Origin of the sequence: Streptomyces sp. NPDC018045, from assembly GCF_044327445.1 — a bacterium.
GTDB lineage: Bacteria > Actinomycetota > Actinomycetes > Streptomycetales > Streptomycetaceae > Streptomyces.
Window position 1 is genome coordinate 105,897 of sequence record NZ_JBIRFL010000002.1, and the last position, 18,556, is coordinate 124,452.

The 18,556-nt window shown below is 69.9% G+C and carries 10 protein-coding genes and 1 pseudogene; 6 read left to right on the forward strand and 5 right to left on the reverse strand.

Annotation, left to right across the window (positions count from 1 at the left end):
• Window positions 1-71: 71 nt before the first annotated feature.
• The 3 genes and pseudogenes from ACH4EB_RS04545 to ACH4EB_RS04555 all read right to left on the reverse strand — a co-directional run.
• Window positions 72-2,150, reverse strand: a complete 2,079-nt coding sequence (locus ACH4EB_RS04545) for an iron ABC transporter permease (protein WP_398345835.1) — start codon at window positions 2,148-2,150, stop codon at window positions 72-74.
• 22 nt (window positions 2,151-2,172) lie between these two features.
• Entirely contained in the window at window positions 2,173-3,150 is a 978-nt protein-coding gene (locus tag ACH4EB_RS04550) for an ABC transporter substrate-binding protein (RefSeq protein WP_398345836.1), read from the reverse strand.
• Window positions 3,151-3,320: 170 nt separating this feature from the next.
• Window positions 3,321-4,154 (reverse strand): annotated as a pseudogene (locus tag ACH4EB_RS04555) (ABC transporter ATP-binding protein); the annotation flags it as partial.
• 362 nt (window positions 4,155-4,516) lie between these two features.
• On the opposite strand from ACH4EB_RS04555, the gene acnA reads away from it, so the two are divergent.
• Window positions 4,517-7,258 (forward strand): aconitate hydratase AcnA, encoded by a 2,742-nt coding sequence (gene acnA, locus ACH4EB_RS04560; protein ID WP_398346410.1) that lies wholly within the window; start codon window positions 4,517-4,519, stop codon window positions 7,256-7,258.
• A gap of 209 nt (window positions 7,259-7,467) precedes the next feature.
• Here acnA and ACH4EB_RS04565 read toward each other — a convergent pair whose 3' ends face one another.
• Both ACH4EB_RS04565 and ACH4EB_RS04570 read right to left on the reverse strand, forming a co-directional pair.
• Window positions 7,468-8,415, reverse strand: coding sequence for an FG-GAP repeat domain-containing protein (locus tag ACH4EB_RS04565; protein WP_398345837.1), 948 nt, complete (start codon window positions 8,413-8,415; stop codon window positions 7,468-7,470).
• A gap of 92 nt (window positions 8,416-8,507) precedes the next feature.
• Window positions 8,508-11,957, reverse strand: a complete 3,450-nt coding sequence (locus tag ACH4EB_RS04570; RefSeq protein WP_398345838.1) for a GH92 family glycosyl hydrolase — start codon at window positions 11,955-11,957, stop codon at window positions 8,508-8,510.
• Between the two features lie 418 nt (window positions 11,958-12,375).
• On the opposite strand from ACH4EB_RS04570, the gene ngcE reads away from it, so the two are divergent.
• The 5 genes from ngcE (at window position 12,376) to ACH4EB_RS04595 (ending at window position 18,513) form a co-directional block, all read left to right on the forward strand.
• A complete protein-coding gene (gene ngcE / locus ACH4EB_RS04575) occupies window positions 12,376-13,818 on the forward strand; it encodes an N-acetylglucosamine/diacetylchitobiose ABC transporter substrate-binding protein (protein ID WP_398345839.1) in 1,443 nt (480 codons plus the stop codon).
• A gap of 70 nt (window positions 13,819-13,888) precedes the next feature.
• Window positions 13,889-14,812 (forward strand): sugar ABC transporter permease, encoded by a 924-nt coding sequence (locus ACH4EB_RS04580; RefSeq protein ID WP_361151351.1) that lies wholly within the window; start codon window positions 13,889-13,891, stop codon window positions 14,810-14,812.
• Window positions 14,812-15,708 carry a carbohydrate ABC transporter permease gene (locus ACH4EB_RS04585; RefSeq protein ID WP_398345840.1) on the forward strand — a complete coding sequence of 299 codons (897 nt, stop codon included), beginning with the start codon at window positions 14,812-14,814 and terminating at the stop codon, window positions 15,706-15,708. Before ACH4EB_RS04580 ends, ACH4EB_RS04585 begins: the two co-directional genes overlap by 1 nt.
• A gap of 268 nt (window positions 15,709-15,976) precedes the next feature.
• A complete protein-coding gene (locus tag ACH4EB_RS04590; protein WP_398345841.1) occupies window positions 15,977-17,254 on the forward strand; it encodes an ROK family protein in 1,278 nt (425 codons plus the stop codon).
• Window positions 17,255-17,403: 149 nt separating this feature from the next.
• Window positions 17,404-18,513: a substrate-binding domain-containing protein gene (locus ACH4EB_RS04595; protein WP_398345842.1), complete on the forward strand. Its 1,110-nt coding sequence runs from the start codon at window positions 17,404-17,406 to the stop codon at window positions 18,511-18,513.
• Window positions 18,514-18,556 lie beyond the last annotated feature (43 nt).

Sequence of the window (18,556 nt, forward strand, 5' to 3'; positions counted from 1 at the left end):
GCGGTCGGTGCTTTTCCGTACGGAGCCGGGGCGGCCCGGTGCCCGCCCCGGGCCGCCCCGGCTCCGTCCCCCTACCGCCCCGCCCCGCGGGTCCGTACCAGCAGCCACAGGAAATACGGCGTGCCGATGACCGCCGTGAGCAGCCCCGCACCCAGTTGGGCCGGGGCGATCACCGTGCGGCCCACCACGTCCGCCGTACCCACCAGCACCGCGCCCAGCAGCACCGCCACCGGCACCACCCGTACGTGCCGGCGGCCCACCAGGGCGCGGGCGGCGTGCGGGGCGACCAGGCCGACGAAGGCGATGGTCCCGGCGGCGGCGACGGCCGCCGCGCTCAGCAGGACGCCCAGTGCCAGGAAGCCGAGGCGGGATCGGGGCACCCCGAGCCCCAGGAGCCTCGGGGTGTCCTCGTCGAGTGAGACGAGGTCGAGCGCGGTGCGCCGCGCGACCGCCACGGCGAGGCCCGCCACGAGGACGACGGCCAGCGGCAGCAGGTCGGGCAGCGTCCGCCCGTACGTCGAACCGGACAGCCAGGTCAGCGCCTTGGTGGCGTTGAACGGATCGGTCAGGACGATGAACAGGCTGATCAGGGCGGCGCTCGCGGTGGCGACCCCCATACCGACCAGCACCAGGCGGTTCTGCCGGAAGCCGCCGCGCGCGGCCAGCCCGAAGACGAGCGCCGAGGCCAGGGCGGCGCCCGCGAAGGCAGCGGCGGCCAGGCCCGTCGGCCCGGCCTCGGGCACGGTCGTCACCAGGATCACCGCACCCAGCGCCGCGCCGCCGGAGACGCCCATGACGCCCGGTTCGGCGAGCGGGTTGCGGGTCACCGCTTGGACCAGGGTGCCCGCGAGGGCGAGGGCCGCTCCCGCGAGGAGGGCGGCGAGCACCCGCGGCACCCGGGTGTCGAGGACGAAGGAGACGGCCTGTCCCGCCCTGCCCTGCGTCCAGTTCAGGACGTCGCCGAGCAGCAGCTTGGCGTCGCCGAGGAGTACGGAGGCGACGGTCACGGCGATCAGCGCCGCCACCAGCGTCCCGGCCACCGTCAGGAAGACCGTCCGGCTGCGGATGCGCAACCGGTCGGGCGGGGCGGCCGCGCCGCTGTCCCGGCCCCGGGTCGCCAGCACCACCAGGAAGACGGCGCCGACCAGACTCGTCACCACCCCGGTCGGCACGGCCACCGCCACGTCGGCGGGCACCACCGCCCGCAGCGCGACGTCCGAGCCGAGCACCAGTGCCGCGCCGGTCAGCGCGGACCGCGTCAAGCTCGCGCGCGTCCGGGCGAAGTCGCGGTAGCGGCGGGCCAGCAGGCGGACGACGGCGGGCGCGCTCAGCCCGACGAAGCCGATCGGCCCGGCGAGGGTGACGGCCGTGGCGGACAGCAGCGCGGCCAGCACGACGGTGGTCACCCGGGTGGCCCGCACCGGCACGCCCAGCCCCCGCGCGGCGTCGTCGCCGAGCGCCAGGGCGTCGACCCGGCGGGCGGCCAGCAGCAGCCCCGCCAGTCCGACGACGGCGAGCGGCAGCATCCACAGCACTCCGCCTAAACCGTTCTGCGCGATGCTGCCCTGATTCCAGGCGTACAGTCCCTCCGTCCGCTCGGGGAACAGCAGCAGCAGCCCCTCGGTGACGGAGGTGAGGCCGAGCGTCAGCGCGCTGCCCGCCAGGACGAGCCGTACGGTCCCGGCGCCCAGGCCGGACAGTCCGAGGACCACGGCCGCGGTCGCCAGCCCGCCGACGAAGGCGACGCCGGACGAGGCGAGCAGCGGCAGCGAGACGCCGGTCGCGGCCACCAGGCCGAGCGAGAGATAGGAACCGGCGTTGACCGCGAGCGTGTCGGGCGCGGCGAGCACATTGCGGCTGACGGCCTGGAGAGCGGCACCGGCCATGCCGAGGACCGCGCCGACCAGCAGCCCGGCGGCCATGCGCGGCAGCCGGGAGGCGACGACGACGGAGGCGTCCGCCGCGTCGGCCCGCCCGGTGAGCGCCTTCCAGACCTCCGCCGCGCCGACGCCGGAGGTGCCCTGCGCGATGTCGACGAGCGCGAGGACGGCGATCAGCAGGACGAGCCCGGCCGTCACCGCGACCGCGCCGCCTCTCCGGGATGCCGCCGTCGCGGTGGGGGCCGGGGGAGCGGTGGTGGTGACGGCCATGATGTCTACGCGTGCCCCGTCGTCACTTCGTCAGCGCGGCGACGACGGAGTCGACGTACGACTCCATCGACCCGGTGCCGCCGAACATCCACACACCGTCGGGCAGCCGGTGCACCTTGCCCGCCTTCACGAACGGCAGCGACGTCCAGACCGCGTTGCCGGCGAGGGCCCCGGTGAACGGATTGCTGGCCTTGTCGGTGTCGCTGCCGATGTACGCGAATTCCACGTCACCGAGCTTGGTCAGTCCCTCGACATCGGTGCCGGCGAGCCCGTAGCCCGGGTCGCCCTTCATCGTCCAGGGGTTGCGCAGACCGAGCTTCCCGTTCACCGCACCGAGCAGGGAACCGGTGGTGTACGGCCGGATGGTCACCTGACTGCCCTGCACATAACCGTCGGCGAAGGCGAACGCGGTGCCCTCGCGCCCGGCCTTCTCCAGCTTCCGCCTGCCCTCCGCGAGCTTCGCCTCGAACCCCTTCTTGAGGGCGTCGGCCCGCTCCGTGGTGCCCGTGGCCTTGGCGATCAGCTCCAGGTCCTCGGTCATCCGCCCGATCGGGTCGGCGGCGTCGGCGGCCTTCAGGTCCAGCACCGGGGCGATCTTCCGCAACTGTGTGAGGGCGGCCTCGGGCAGGTCGCTGGTGGCGACGATGAGGTCGGGCGCGAGGGCGGCGACGGCGTCCGTGCTCGGCTCGCCGCGGGTGCCGATGTCCTTCGGCTCGTTCTTCAGCGGTACGGCCGTGTCCCAGGACTTGTACCCCTTGACGTCGGCGACACCGACCGGATCGACGCCCAGCGAGACCAGGTGCTCGACGACGTTCCACTCGGTCCCGACGACCTTCTTGGCGGGCCCGTCCAGCTCGACCTTCGTACCGGACGCACCGGTGAGGGTGAGGTGCCCGGCGGACTTCTCCGCCCGGCCGGCGGCGGGCTCGGTCGTCCCGCACGCGCCCAGGGTGAGCGCGGCGGCGGTGGCCGCGGCGACGGTGAGGAGGAGTCGTCTCATGAGGTGGCACCGAGCCTTTCGCTGTGCGCGTCGCGCGCGTTCTGCTTGTTGTCCTGCGGCATGTCGCCGGTCTGTGGCGTGTCGCCGTGCGGTGTCCGCGTGCCGTCCTGCGGCGTCTCGCCGGGCGGCGTGCGCGTGCGGTCCCGCGGTGTGCGGTCGTGCGGCGTCCGCCGGGTGTGGTGCCGGCCGATCGCGCGGGTGCGCGGCCGCCCCGTCGAGGGGTCGGTGGAGACCTCGATCCGGATGCCGTACGTGTCCGACAGCCGCTGCGGGGTGAGGACGTCCTCGGGCTCCCCGTCGGCGATCACCCGGCCCGACCGGAGCAGGACGATCCGGTCGGCGACGGCCGCCGCCTGGTCCAGGTCGTGCAGCACCACGCCGACGGCGATGCCGTGGTCGTCGGCCAAGTCCCGTATCAGGTCCAGCAGTTCCACCTGGTAGCGCAGGTCGAGGTAGGTCGTCGGCTCGTCCAGGAGCAGGACGCCGGTGTCCTGCGCGAGGCACCCCGCGAGCCACACCCGTTGCAACTGGCCGCCGGAGAGGTGCTCGGCACCCCGTTCGGCGAGGTCGGCGACCCCGGTCATCCGGAGTGCCCGCTCCACCGCCGCGGGCCCGCCCGGGTCGGCCCGGCCCCAGCGGCCCCGGTAGGGGTACCGCCCGAACTCCACGACGTCCCGCACGGTCAGTCCGCTGGGCGTGGGCCGCCCCTGGGGCAGCAGCGCGACCCGCCGCGAGAACTCGCGGGGTGTCAGCGCGAAACCGTCCGTCTCCTCGCCGAGGGTCAGCGCCGCGTTCCGCGCCCGCTGCAACCGCGCCACGGTCCGCAGCAGCGTCGACTTGCCGCTGCCGTTCGGGCCGACCAGTACGGTCACCTGTCCGGGCGCGAGCTGGAGGGACGCCTCGTGGACGACGTCGACACCGTCGTACGCCACGGTGACACCCGTGGCGGAGAGGGTGTGGCCGCGGGGCTGCGCGGTCTGGGGGAGTTCTTCACCGACCTTCACGCGGCAAAGGTTAGCCTAACCTAATTTCTGCTCGATTCCGGGCACTTCGACGGCCGGCATCCGGTGCCGGTGGCCGCTTCCGGGCCCGGTCGCGTCGCGCGGTCGCTCCGCGCGGGTCCGGTCGCGAACTGCGGCCTCTTCGTGCCGGGTGTGCTCGGGGGTGCGATCGGCGGCCGGGTGCGCATGACCGCACGGCAGGGATGTACTAGAGTTATCTCGACATCGAGATATCTGCCGGGAGGCGTACCGCTGCCGCGCTAGTAAGGCTTGCCTAACTTAGCCTTACCTTAGCTGATCGGCAAGGATCTGTGACGGCAGGATTGCGGTGGTACGCGCGAATCATGCATGGAATGGAGACTGTCGTGTCGGCGAACAGCTTCGACGCCCGCAGCACGCTGCAGGTGGGCGACGAGTCGTACGAGATCTTCAGGCTGGACAAGGTCGAGGGCTCCGCCCGCCTGCCCTACAGCCTGAAGGTGCTGCTGGAGAACCTGCTCCGCACCGAGGACGGCGCGAACATCACCGCCGACCACATCCGGGCGCTGGGCGGCTGGGACTCCCAGGCGCAGCCCAGCCAGGAGATCCAGTTCACGCCGGCCCGCGTGATCATGCAGGACTTCACCGGTGTGCCGTGCGTCGTGGACCTCGCGACCATGCGTGAGGCCGTCAAGGAGCTGGGCGGCGACCCGGCGAAGATCAACCCGCTGGCCCCGGCCGAGCTGGTCATCGACCACTCCGTCATCGCCGACAAGTTCGGCACCGCCAACGCCTTCCAGCAGAACGTGGAGCTGGAGTACGGCCGCAACAAGGAGCGCTACCAGTTCCTGCGCTGGGGTCAGACCGCCTTCGACGAGTTCAAGGTCGTCCCGCCCGGCACCGGCATCGTCCACCAGGTCAACATCGAGCACCTGGCCCGTACGGTCATGATCCGCAACGGTCAGGCGTACCCCGACACCCTCGTCGGCACCGACTCGCACACCACCATGGTCAACGGCCTGGGCGTGCTGGGCTGGGGCGTCGGCGGCATCGAGGCCGAGGCCGCGATGCTGGGCCAGCCGGTCTCCATGCTCATCCCGCGCGTCGTCGGCTTCAAGCTGACCGGTGAGCTCAAGCCCGGCACCACCGCCACCGACCTGGTGCTGACCATCACCGAGATGCTGCGCAAGCACGGTGTCGTCGGCAAGTTCGTCGAGTTCTACGGCGAGGGCGTCGCCGCGACCTCCCTGGCCAACCGCGCCACCATCGGCAACATGTCGCCGGAGTTCGGCTCCACCGCCGCGATCTTCCCGATCGACGACGAGACGCTGAACTACCTGAAGCTGACCGGCCGCTCCGAGCAGCAGGTCGCCCTGGTCGAGGCGTACGCCAAGGAGCAGGGCCTGTGGCTGGACCCGGCCGCCGAGCCGGACTTCTCCGAGAAGCTGGAGCTGGACCTGTCGACGGTCGTCCCGTCGATCGCCGGCCCGAAGCGCCCGCAGGACCGCATCGTCCTGGCCGAGGCCGCCCGGCAGTTCACCCACGACGTACGCAACTACGTCAGCGAGGCGGACCTCGACGAGGCGGGCAAGGAGTCCTTCCCGGCCTCCGACGCCCCCGCGGTCTCCAACGGCACGCCGACCAAGCCGACCCTGGTCACCGCCGCCGACGGTTCGACGTACGAGATCGACCACGGCGCCGTCACCGTCGCCGCGATCACCTCCTGCACCAACACCTCGAACCCCTACGTCATGGTCGCCGCCGCGCTGGTGGCCAAGAAGGCGGTCGAGAAGGGCCTGTCCCGCAAGCCGTGGGTCAAGACCACCCTCGCCCCCGGCTCGAAGGTCGTCACCGACTACTTCGACAAGGCGAACCTGACGCCCTACCTGGACAAGCTGGGCTTCAACCTGGTCGGCTACGGCTGCACCACCTGCATCGGCAACTCCGGTCCGCTGGACGAGGAGATCTCGAAGGCGGTCAACGAGGCCGACCTCGCGGTCACCTCGGTGCTCTCCGGCAACCGCAACTTCGAGGGCCGGATCAACCCCGACGTCAAGATGAACTACCTGGCGTCCCCGCCGCTGGTCGTCGCGTACGCCATCGCCGGCTCCATGAAGGTGGACATCACCACCGAGGCGCTCGGCACCGACCAGGACGGCAACCCGGTCTACCTCAAGGACATCTGGCCCTCCGAGGCCGAGGTCAACGACGTCGTGGCCAACGCCATCGGCGAGGACATGTTCTCCAAGTCGTACGAGGACGTCTTCGCGGGCGATGCCCAGTGGCAGGCGCTGCCGATCCCGACCGGCAACACCTTCGAGTGGGACCCGCAGTCCACCTACGTCCGCAAGCCCCCGTACTTCGAGGGCATGACGATGGAGACCAGCCCGGTCTCCGACGTCCAGGGCGCCCGCGTCCTGGCGAAGCTGGGCGACTCGGTCACCACCGACCACATCTCCCCGGCCGGTGCGATCAAGGCCGACACCCCCGCGGGCCAGTACCTCACGGAGCACGGCGTCGAGCGCCGCGACTTCAACTCCTACGGCTCGCGCCGCGGTAACCACGAGGTCATGATCCGCGGCACGTTCGCCAACATCCGCCTGCGCAACCAGATCGCGCCGGGCACCGAGGGCGGCTTCACGCGTGACTTCACGCAGGAGGACGGCCCGGTCTCCTTCATCTACGACGCGTCGCAGAACTACCAGGCGGCCGGCATCCCGCTGGTCATCCTGGCCGGCAAGGAGTACGGCTCCGGCTCGTCCCGCGACTGGGCCGCCAAGGGCACCGCGCTGCTCGGCGTCAAGGCCGTCATCGCCGAGTCCTACGAGCGCATCCACCGCTCGAACCTCATCGGCATGGGCGTGCTGCCGCTCCAGTTCCCGGAGGGCGCCTCGGCGCAGTCGCTGGGCCTGACCGGCGAGGAGACCTTCGACATCACCGGCGTCACCGCCCTGAACGACGGCGGCATCCCGGAGACCGTCAAGGTCAAGGCAGCCCGCGGCGGAGCCGCTGACGGTGACAGCGTCGAGTTCGACGCCAAGGTGCGCATCGACACCCCCGGCGAGGCGGACTACTACCGCAACGGCGGCATCATGCAGTACGTGCTGCGCTCGCTGATCCGCAAGTAAGCCGCACACCCGCCGCGTACGCGAGCGGGTGACACGACGAGGGCCGCACCCCGTCCGGGGTGCGGCCCTCGTCCGTACGGGAACGGCGCCGCCCGGCCGCCGCGCCGCGCCGGGAAAAGCAGTGCGACGCGCCCTTCGAGGACGCGTCGCACCATCACCTCACCGGCGGGCGGCCGACCGGAGTCTCCCGGCTGCCGGTGGCCTGGGGGCTAGAACAGCCAACTGTAGGTGTTGTAGCCGAAGCCGAGCTGCTTGCGCGGCGCGAAGGGGGCCGAGGCGTTGCCGGTGCCCTTGTACAGCCACAGCTTGCCGTCGGTGCCACGGGCGAGCAGGTCCGCCTGGCCGTCGATGTCCACATCGCCGGTGGACACCAGGGTGTTGTACGCGTTCCAGCCCGCACCGATCTTGACGCGAGGCGAGAAGGGCGCCTTGTAGTTGCCGGTGCCCTTGTAGAGCCACAGCACACCGGAGGAGTCCCGGGCCACGATGTCGGCCCTGCCGTCGCCGGTCAGGTCGCCCTTGCCGGAGATCTGGGTGTAGCCGCCCCACCCGGCGCCGACCTTGACGCGCGGGTCGACCTTGCCGTTGTCGTAGCCGAGGTAGAGCCACAGCACGCCCGAGTTGTCGCGTGCCAGGACGTCGTACGCGGTGCCGCCGCCCAGGTTGCCCGGCGACAGGACCTTGTCGTAGATGTTCCAGCCGCTGCCGATCGTCCGGGCCTCGTCCTCGGTCCGGGCGTCGGAGTAGTACAGGTTGCCGGCGTAGTCCCAGGCCCAGAGGCCGTCGCCCCGGCTGTCGCCGTTGTGGTCGACCGGGGCCGCGGCCTTGAGCAGGTCCCAGTCGGCTCCGGCGAACAGGCGCTCGTCGAGGCCGCCGGTGCCGTTCGGGTCGTAGTGGTACAGGAAACCGGAAGAGCGCTCGACGCCGAAGAGGCCGAAGACCGGCGCGTCCTGGGCCTGCACGCGGGCCGAGGCACGGGCCTTCGGCGCGGTCTGCGTCACCGCGCCGATGTCGAGCTTCTTGACCGGGGCGGGGACCGGCGCCGGCGCGTCCGCCACCGCGGCTGAGGCGCTGGTGCCGACCAGGGCGGCGGCTACCGCCGCGACAGCCAGACGCGACAGGGCGCGCCCGTGCTTACGGCCGAGAAGTTTGGCCACGTAATTCTCCATTTGACAGGTGATGAGGCGCGACGCACCTACATGAGGTGCGTCGCGTGATCCTCAGGATCTTTGCACAAGGCCTTCACATGTCAACCGGTTTGCGGATGATCTGATCCATCGGTCCGGGGCGTCCGCTGCGACGGGCCGATCAGTTCAACCTCCGCCAGGGTCGCCCGGGTTGTGGGGATGAGGCGGTAACGGGAGTACCTGCCGGACGCTTTGACCGTGAACACCCGGGTTTGCCGGTCCCAGGTGAAGGACTCGCCCCGGCGCCGGTCGACCGTCCGCCACTTGCCGTGCCGGTCCCGGCCCTCCAGCACCCAGGAGGCGGGAGCGTCGCCCTTCGCCGCCGAGGTGAGGGTGTACGAGGTCACCCGCGCCGCCGACTTAAAGGTCACGGGGACGGATGTGAAGGACGCCGTGGTGTCCGACGTGTCGTCCAGGAGGGGGCTGCTGCCCGGCGCGGTCAGGTCACCGTCCGGTGCGGGCACCCGGTCGTCGGTCGTGAGGGACGACGGTGCCGCGTTCCTGCCCGTGCCCCAGGCGGAGGGCCGCGGTCCCATCGCGAATTCCAGGGTGCCGCCGCGGGCGAGCAGGGAGTGCGGCAGCGCGGTGGAATGCCAGGGCTTTCCGTTGACCCGCAGGCCCTGTACGTACACATTGCGGTCGCTGTTGCGCGGGGCCTCGACGACGAGATCGCGGCCGTTCTCCAGATGAAGGGTGGCCCTGGTGAACAGCGGGGAGCCGACCGCGTATTCGGGCGCCCCCATCACCAGTGGATAGAAACCGAGCGCGCTGAAGACGTACCACGCGGACATCTCACCGTTGTCCTCGTCGCCCGGATATCCCTGGCCGATCTCACTGCCCAGGTAGAGGCGGGAGAGGACCTCGCGGACCTTTTGCTGGGTCTTCCACGGCTGTCCGGCGGCGTCGTAGGCGTACGCGATGTGGTGCGACGGCTGGTTGCTGTGCCCGTACATGCCCATCCGGGTGTCCCGGGCCTCGGTCATCTCGTGGATGACGTTGCCGTACGAGCCGGCGAATTCCCTCGCCGCGGTTTCCGGGGTGGCGAAGTACGCGTCGAGTTTCTTCGCCAGGCCCGCCCGGCCGCCGTACAGGTTGGCCAGGCCGCGGGTGTCCTGAGGTGCGGTGAAGGCGAAGGACCAGGCGTTGGTCTCGGTGTAGTCGTGGCCCCATACGCGCGGGTCGAACCGGTCCGGGGGCAGCCGCCAGTTGCCGGCCGCGTCCTTGCCCTGGAAGAAGCCGACCGCGCTGTCGAAGTGTTTGACGTAGCCGCGGGCGCGGTTGCGGAAGTACGCCGCTTCCTCTTTGTAGCGCGGTTTCTTCGTCTTCTCGTACAGCGCCTGTCCCATACGGGCGATGCCGTAGTCGTTGAGATATCCCTCCAGCGCCCAGGACATGCCTTCCTTGGTGTCCGTGCTCGTATAGCCGAGGAAGGGCGAGGTGGTCATGCCCTTGCGGCCGACACCGGGGCCGGGCGGTACCACGGTGGCGTTCTTCACCGCCGCGTCATAGGCCGCCGTGACGTCGAACTTCACGCCTTTCAGGTACGCGTCGGCGAATGCCACGTCCGAGCTGGTGCCGGTCATCAGATCCGCGTATCCGGGGGAGGACCAGCGGGAGACCCAGCCGCCGTCCTTGTACTGCTGGACGAAGCCGTCGACCATTTTCCCCGCCTGTTCGGGCGTGAACAGGGAATAGGCGGGCCACGTCGTGCGGTAGGTGTCCCAGAAGCCGTTGTTGACGTACACCGCACCGTCGACGATCTTCGCCCCGGTGTGCGTCGGCGTGTCCGGGCCGGTCCGTGGCGCGAAGGGGCTCGCGTACCGGGCGCGGGTGCCCACCTGCTCATATCCGGAGTTGGGGTAGAGGTAGAGCCGGTAGAGGCTGGAGTAGAGGGTGACGAGGCGGTCCCGGCTCGCGCCCTCGACCTCGATGCGGCCGAGGATGCCGTCCCACTGGGCACGGGCTCGGTCCCGGACCCGCTCGAAGGAGTCGCCCGCCGGAATCTCGCGTTCCAGATTGGCGCGTGCCTGGTCGACCGAGATCAGGGACGTCGCGATGCGGAGCGAGACCGTACGGTCGGCGCCGGGCCGCAGTTTCAGGTAGCCCGTGACGTCCGGCCCACCCCCGCCGCTGAGTTTGCCGCCCGCGGTGGCCGGCGCGTCGAGCACGCCGTACACGAACAGCCGGGTGGCGCCGGTCGACAGGTTGCTCCGGACGTCGGAGAAGCCGGTGACGACACCCCGCCCGGCGTCCAGGGTGAGCCCGCCGTTGTTGTTGACGTTGTCGAAGATCAGGTTCGCGTCGTCGCCGGGGAAGGTGAAGCGCATCAGCGCCGCGTGGTCCGTCGGGGCGATGTCCGCCTTGAGACCGTTGTCGAAGGTGACGCCGTAGTGGTGGGGCTTCGCGGTCTCGTTGGCGTGGTGGAAGGGCAGGGCACGGGCGGTGCGGCCCGCGTCCGGGGTACCGGCGGCCGTGGACGGCATGACCTGGAAGGTCTGCCGGTCGCCCATCCAGGGGCTCGGCTCGTGGCTCGCGGCGAACGCCTGGAGGGTGGGCAGGTTGGCGGCGTTGTTCTTCCGCGCGTACTCGTACAGCCAGTCGGTGGAGCCCGCGTTGGTCACCGGCGTCCAGAAGTTGAAGCCGTGCGGCACGGCGGTGGCCGGGAAGGTGTTGCCGCGCGAGAAGCTGCCGCTGGAGTTGGTGCCCCGGGTGGTCGCCACGTGATCGGCGAGGTGGGCGGGCGGCTTCTGCCGGGCCTCGGGGCCGAGGGTGATGTCGTCCACCCAGCCGCGGAAGGCCGGCGTCGTCTTCGGCGCGGTGGGGGCGTCGTACGCGACCAGGATCCGGTCGACGGTCTTGCCCGCCGCCACCGCGCCGACGCGCGACCAGCGGTGGTTCCACTGGTTGACGTAGAGCGTCTTGGCGGCGGCCTGGCCGCGCGGGGTCAGCGGGGCGCCGTTCTGGTCGGTGGCGCGCAGCTCGCTGAGGTAGGTGCCGTCGGTGAAGGCGAGGTCGAGCGCGACATGGGTCGCTGGGTAGCCCAGGTCGGTGGCGGCCATCTCGGGGAAGACCTTGTACGACAGTGATGTGGCGGCCGTGACGGGCACGTCGACGTCGAAGACCTTGTTGTACGAGTAGCCGCGGCCGGCCGCGGTGTGCGTCCCCGCGTACCGCAGGGCCCGCAGGCCGCTGAAGCCCGCGTTGGTCCTGGCGGTGGGGGAGGCGGTGGGGCCGGTGTCGGGGTGGCTGCTCATACCGGCGCCCGGGCCGCTCTGCGGGCCCACCCCGGAGGCCTTCCCGGCGCCGTCCGGTCCGGTCTCGACGGTGTCCTGCCAGGCGGGCTGCGGGTCGGTGGCCTCGAAGGAGGAACGGAACTGCCGTTCCGTCGGCGGCTTTTGGGGCGGAGCCGCGACGGCGGGGGAGTGCGCCGTCAGGACGAGCAGGGCCGCGGCCGCGAGCGCGACGGGGCGGACCGTGCCGAGCAGGGGTCTGTGCCGGTGTCTGAGCCGCACGCGTACCTCTCAACGAAGCGACATTCCACGGTGCTGACATCGTTGTCAGATGCGTAATGCAGAGATAAGTAAGGTGTGTGGGGTCTTTGTTGTCAAGGGTGACCCCGCGGGCGGCGGCCAGAAGTTTCCGGTGGAAGCGACGCATACCGACGAGGTCTCAACTCGGGAAAGATGGCGGCCCGAACTTGCTTACGATCTTGCCGAGTTGACGTGAAGTGGACTATACCTGTCGGCGTCCGAGCGACTGTGCGAACGACGTCGCGGACCCGGGAGGACCTGCGGGGCAGGACAAGAAATCGGCCCCGCACATCTCTAGCGCGCCCGGTGCACATCCCGTACAACTCAGCTTCATCTGACCCGCGGTGCCGGGGTGGCTCCGGTACACCGCCTGAGTCCTGAAGAAGGCGAGGACTTGCGCATGGGATCCACCTCAGATTTCAGCCGTCGCGGCCTGATCAAGCGGGCCGCGGCGCTCGGAATCGTCACCGTACCGGCCATGAGCGCGCTGTCCGCGTGCGCCAGCAGCGGTGGTGGCGGCGGCGAGAAGGTCGAAAAGGGGCAGAAGTCCGCCAAGAATCCGCTGGCGGTCAATGACAGCGCCGCCCTCGACGTCGTCATCTTCGACGGCGGGTTCGGCGACAAATACGCCAAGGACGCCCAGGCCGAATACATCGCCGCCTTCCCGAAGACCAAGGGCAAGGTCAAGCTCACCTCCACCCAGAAGATTCAGTCCACGCTCCAGCCGCGGTTCAACGGCGGCAACCCGCCGGATCTCGTGGACAACTCCGGCGCCGAACAGATGGACTTCGGCACGCTGGTCTCCAAGAACCAGCTCGCCGATCTCACGCCGCTGCTCGACGCCCCGTCGGCGGACGACCCGGACAAGAAGGTGCGCGACACCCTGCGCCCCGGCGTGGTCGAGATGGGGCAGTTCGGCGGCGAGGAAACCTGGATCCTCTACTACGCGTACACGGTCTACGGCCTCTGGTATTCCCGGACCAACCTCCAGAAGGTGGCCGACGCCGAATATCCCGAGACGTGGGACGAGATGCTCGCCGTGTGCGAGAAGGCGAAGAAGAAGGGCGTGGCCGGCTGGACCTACCCGGGCAAGTACCCCTACTACCTCCCCTTCAGCCTGTACCCCTTCATAGCCAAGATCGGCGGCACGGAGGTGCTGCGGAGGATCGACAACCTGGAGCCGAACGCCTGGAAGGACCCGGCGGTCAAGGCGGCCTTCGACGCGTACTACGAGCTGTACAAGAAGGGGTACGTCCTCAAGGGCTCGCCCGGCCTGGACCACCTCCAGGCGGGGAAGGCGTGGGCCGAGGGCAGCGCCCTCTTCATTCCCAACGGCTCCTGGGTCGAGAACGAGTCGGCCAAGCAGATCGAGAAGAACCCGGATTTCCAGCTCGCGGTCGGTCCCCCGTCCAGCCTTTCCGGTTCGGACAAGTTGCCGTTCGGCACGATCTGGGCCTCCGGTGGCGAACCGTTCATCGTGCCCAAGCAGGCGAAGAACGCCCCCGGCGGCATGGAGATGCTGCGCATCATGCTCAGCAAGAAGTCTTCGCAGAACTTCATCAAGCAGGTCTCCTCGCTGACCTCGCTCAACGGCGGCACGGAGGGCCTGACCCTGCCCCCGGGCCTGGAATCGGCGCAGCAGGTCCTGCGGAAAGCCGGCCGGAACATCGTCAACCCCCGGTTGCAGGACTGGTACGTGGCGCTCCAGAAGGAGAAGATCGGCGTCGGCGTGCTGGGCGAGATGATGGCGGGCCGGATGACTCCCGACGAAGCGATCAACAAGATCCAGAAGTACGCGGACGAGACGCGCGACGACAGCAGCGTCAAGAAGTACAAGCGCTGACCGGTGCATCTCACGCGTCACCAGCGGTGGCCTTTACGGCAGTCGCGGGGAAAGAACGGGATCGGTAGTCATGCAGCACGGTAAATACCGCTTCATAGCCGGGTTCTTGGTCCTGCCCCTGGCGATATACGCGATCTTCGTGATATCGCCGTTCGTGCAGGCGATCTACTACTCCTTCACGGACTGGACCGGCCTCAGCTCGGACATGAAAATGGTCGGGTTCGACAACTACACGCGCCTCTTCAAGGACAGCGTCTTCTGGGCCTCGGTGGGAAACAGTGTGGCGCTGTTGCTTCTGCTGCCGGTGGTGACGCTCTCGCTCGGGCTCTTCTTCGCCTTCATGCTCAACGTCGGCGGCCGCCGCAGGAAGAAGGCGGTCATCGGCGGTGTACGCGGGTCCGGCACGTACAAGATTCTCTACTTCTTCCCGCAGGTGCTGTCGGTCCCGATCGTCGCCCTGCTCTTCCAGTTCGCCTACAACCCGGAGAGCGGCGCGCTGAACGCCTTCTTCCAGGCGGTCGGGCTGGACGACGTGCAGCCCAACTGGCTGGGCGACCCGCAACTCGCGCTCTGGTGCATCATGGGCGCGATGATCTGGGCCAACGTCGGCTTCTACGTCGTGCTCTTCTCGGCCGGCATGAGTTCCATACCGAAGGACTTCTACGAGGCCGCGCTGCTGGACGGCGCCAACCGGATCAACACGTTCTTCAGAATCACCCTGCCGCTGCTGTGGGACACCGTGCAGACCGGCTGGATCTATATGGGCATCCTGGCCCTGGACGTGTCGGCCTTCGCCTTCGTACAGATCATGAGCGTCGGGCCCGGCGGCCCGGACTATTCCACCGAGGTGCTGCCGCTGTACGTCTATCAGAAGACCTTCCGCGACGGTCAGGCCGGTTACGCCACCTCGATCGGCGTCGCCCTGCTGATAGTGACCCTGATCTTCTCGGCCATCGTCATGCGGCTGGGCCGGCGTGAGCGACTGGAGTTCTGATGAGCGTGCAGACCAAGACCCCGGCCGCGACGGGCCGGAGCGGCGAGAGGGGCAACGGCGGGAGCGGCGGGGGCCGGGTCCTGAACGTCTTCTCCCACGGCGTCCTGGTCATCTGGGGCCTGCTGGTGACCATGCCGCTGCTGTGGGCGGTGGTCAGCTCCTTCAAGGACGACGGGGAGATCTTCGGCTCGCCCTGGGGGCTGCCGTCGGCCCTGCACTTCGACAACTGGTCACGCGCCTGGGACAAGGCGAACATGGGCCAGTACTTCTTCAACTCGCTGATCGTGGTCGGCGGATCGCTGATCGGGACCATGCTGCTGGGGGCGATGGCGGCATACGTCCTGGCCCGGTTCGACTTCCCGGGCAACCGCTTCGTCTACTTCCTGTTCGTGGGCGGGATGGGCTTCCCGGTCATCCTCGCGCTGGTCCCGCTGTTCTTCGTCATGAAGAACATGGCCCTGCTGGACACCTACCACGGCCTGATCCTGGTCTACGTCGCCTACTCCCTGCCGTTCACCGTCTTCTTCCTCAGCGGGTTCTTCAAAACGCTGCCGTCGTCGGTGGCGGAGGCCGCGCTCATCGACGGCGCGTCCCACACGCGTACGTTCTTCCAGGTCATGCTGCCGATGGCCAAACCCGGGCTGATCAGTGTCGGCATCTTCAACTTCCTGGGGCAGTGGAACCAGTACCTGCTGCCGACGGTGCTGAACGTCGGCGACCCGGACAAGAAGGTGCTGACCCAGGGGCTGGTCGCGCTGGCGGTCAGCCAGGGCTACAAGGGTGACTGGTCCGGCCTGTTCGCGGGGCTGACCATCGCCATGCTGCCGGTGCTCGGCGCGTACATCATCTTCCAGCGGCAGGTGGTGGCGGGCCTGACGGCGGGCGCCCTGAAGTAGCCCGCGCCCCGGCGCGCGAGCCGCGTGGCGGCACGCCGTACACCGCACGGCGCAGCGGCCCCCGCCGTCCCGCGGGGGCCGCTGCGCTGCCCGCCGGAGGGCCGGGATTCGGCCACGGGCCCGGCGTACCCGGTCGAGGACTTGACGGAACCGGACCCGGGCACGTCAGCTTAGATTCACATGTTGGAGACAAGCCGGGTCCCGTCGGTGTGGCCCGGCCGGCGGCCGGTCGTCGTGCCGGGCGCTACAGGCGGGAGTGGATGAGTCGATGGAGACTCCGGGTTCGCAGTCCTCGCTGCACCGGGCCAATCTGGAGCGGGTCGTACGCGCGGTGCGTATGGCGGGCTCCCTCACCCAGGCGGAGATCGCCCGGAGTACGGGCCTGTCGGCGGCCACGGTCTCCAACATCGTTCGGGAACTGAAGGACGCCGGGACCGTCGAGGTCACGCCGACCTCCGCCGGCGGCCGCCGGGCCCGCAGCGTCTCGCTCTCCGGCGACGCCGGGATCGTCGTGGGCGTCGACTTCGGTCACTCGCACCTGCGGGTCGCGGTCGGCAACCTCGCCCACCAGGTGCTCGCCGAGGAGACCGAGCCGATCGACGTGGACGCCTCCGCCGCGGAGGGCTTCGACCGGGCCGAGCGCCTGGTCAACCGGCTCGTCGAGGCGACCGGTGTCGGTCCCGGCAAGGTCATCGGCGTCGGCCTCGGCGTCCCGGGCCCCATCGACGTGGAGTCCGGCACGCTCGGCTCGACCGCGATCCTGCCGGGCTGGAGTGGTACGAACCCGGGCGAGGAGCTGTCCGGCCGGCTCGGCGTCGGCGTGTACGTCGACAACGACGCCAACCTCGGCGCGCTCGGCGAGCTGGTCTGGGGCAGCGGACGCGGCGCCGCCGACCTGGCGTACATCAAGGTCGCCAGCGGCGTCGGCGCAGGCCTGGTCATCAGCGGCCGGATCTACCGGGGGCCGGGCGGCACGGCCGGCGAGATCGGGCACATCACGCTGGACGAGGCCGGGCCGGTCTGCCGCTGCGGCAACCGCGGCTGCCTGGAGACCTTCACCGCCGCCCGGTACGTGCTGCCGCTGCTCCAGCCGAGCCACGGCCCCGACCTGACGATGGCGGAGGTGGTCCGGCTGGCCCGGGAGGGTGACCCCGGGTGCCGCCGGGTGATCGGGGACGTGGGGCGGCACATCGGCAGCGGCGTGGCCAACCTGTGCAATCTGCTCAACCCGAGCCGGGTGGTGCTCGGCGGCGACCTCGCGGACGCCGGGGAGCTGGTGCTCGGGCCGATCAGGGAGTCGGTGTCGCGGTACGCGATCCCCAGCGCCGCGCGGCAGCTCGGGGTCGTCCCGGGCACGCTCGGGGGCCGCGCCGAGGTGCTCGGCGCGCTGGCGCTCGTCCTGAGCGAGATGGGCGACTCGACGCTGCTGGACGGCACGCTGCCCCCCGAGGGGGCCGCGCCGTCGGGCGGGCGGCCGGCCCCCGGCGTGCCCGCCGTCGCCGGTGCCCGGCCCGCCGACAGCACGGGTACCTCTGCCATTGCCTGACGGCACGAAGCACGCTGAGTTCACACAGCTAACGCATGGCACCGTTGTCATCTCGTTAAGTATTTACTCCTTGACGGTCTGCGAGCGGCCGAGTTGACTTCCAGCCACCTCGGCCGCAACGGCGCGGCCTCGTCAGGGAGGTTTCATCCGTGAACACGCATCTGCGTCGTGCTGCCGTGGCCGCGTCCGCCGTCTCGCTGGCCGGCGGCCTCGCCGCCTGCGGTTCCGCCAAGGAAGCCGGCGGCGACGCGAACGCCGGGAAGGACAAGAAGGGGCCGCTGACCATCGGCCTCCTGCTGCCCGAGAACCAGACCGCGCGCTACGAGCGGTTCGACAAGCCGCTGATCGAGAAGAAGATCCGCGAGCTGGCGGGCCCGGACACCGAGATCCTCTACGACAACGCCAAGCAGGACCCCGCCGTCCAGCAGCAGCAGGTCGACACGATGATCACGAAGAAGGTCGACGCGCTGATCCTGGACGCCGTGGACGCCAAGTCCATCGCCGCCTCGGTCAAGAAGGCCGACGACAAGGGCATACCCGTCGTCGCCTATGACCGGCTGGCCGAGGGCCCGATCAGGGCGTACACCTCCGTGGACAACGAGCGGGTCGGGCGGATCCAGGGCGAGTCGCTCCTGAAGGCGCTCGGTGACAAGGTCGACGAGGGCGAGATCGTCATGATGAACGGGTCGGTCACCGACCCGAACGCCAAGATGTACAAGGACGGCGCGCACTCCGTGCTCGACGGCAAGGTCAAGATCGGCAAGGAGTACGACACCAAGGAGTGGAAGCCGGAGAACGCCAACGAGAACATGAAGGGCGCCATCTCCTCGCTCGGCAAGGACAAGATCATCGGTGTCTACTCCGCCAACGACGGCATGGCGGGCGGCATCATCACCGCCCTCAAGAGCGCCGGGTTCACCAAGCTGCCGCCGGTCACCGGCCAGGACGCCGAACTCTCCGCCGTCCAGCGCATCCTCGGCGGCGAGCAGTTCATGAGCGTCTACAAGCCGTACAAACCGGAGGCCGACGCCGCCGCGTCGATGGCCGTCGCGCTCGCCCAGGGCAAGAAGCTCGACGCGATCGCCGAGTCCACCGTCGACAGCGCCACCGCGAAGAAGGTGCCGTCCGTCATCGTGACGCCCTTCGCGCTGACCAAGGGCGACATCGCGAAGTACGTCGGCCAGGAGGGCTTCTTCACCAAGGCCGAGATCTGCACCGCCAAGTTCCGGTCCGCCTGCGCCCAGGCCGGCCTGAAGTGAGCCCGGCCGTCCGCCCGGCCCCGCCGCCCGCCGGCCCCGCCCG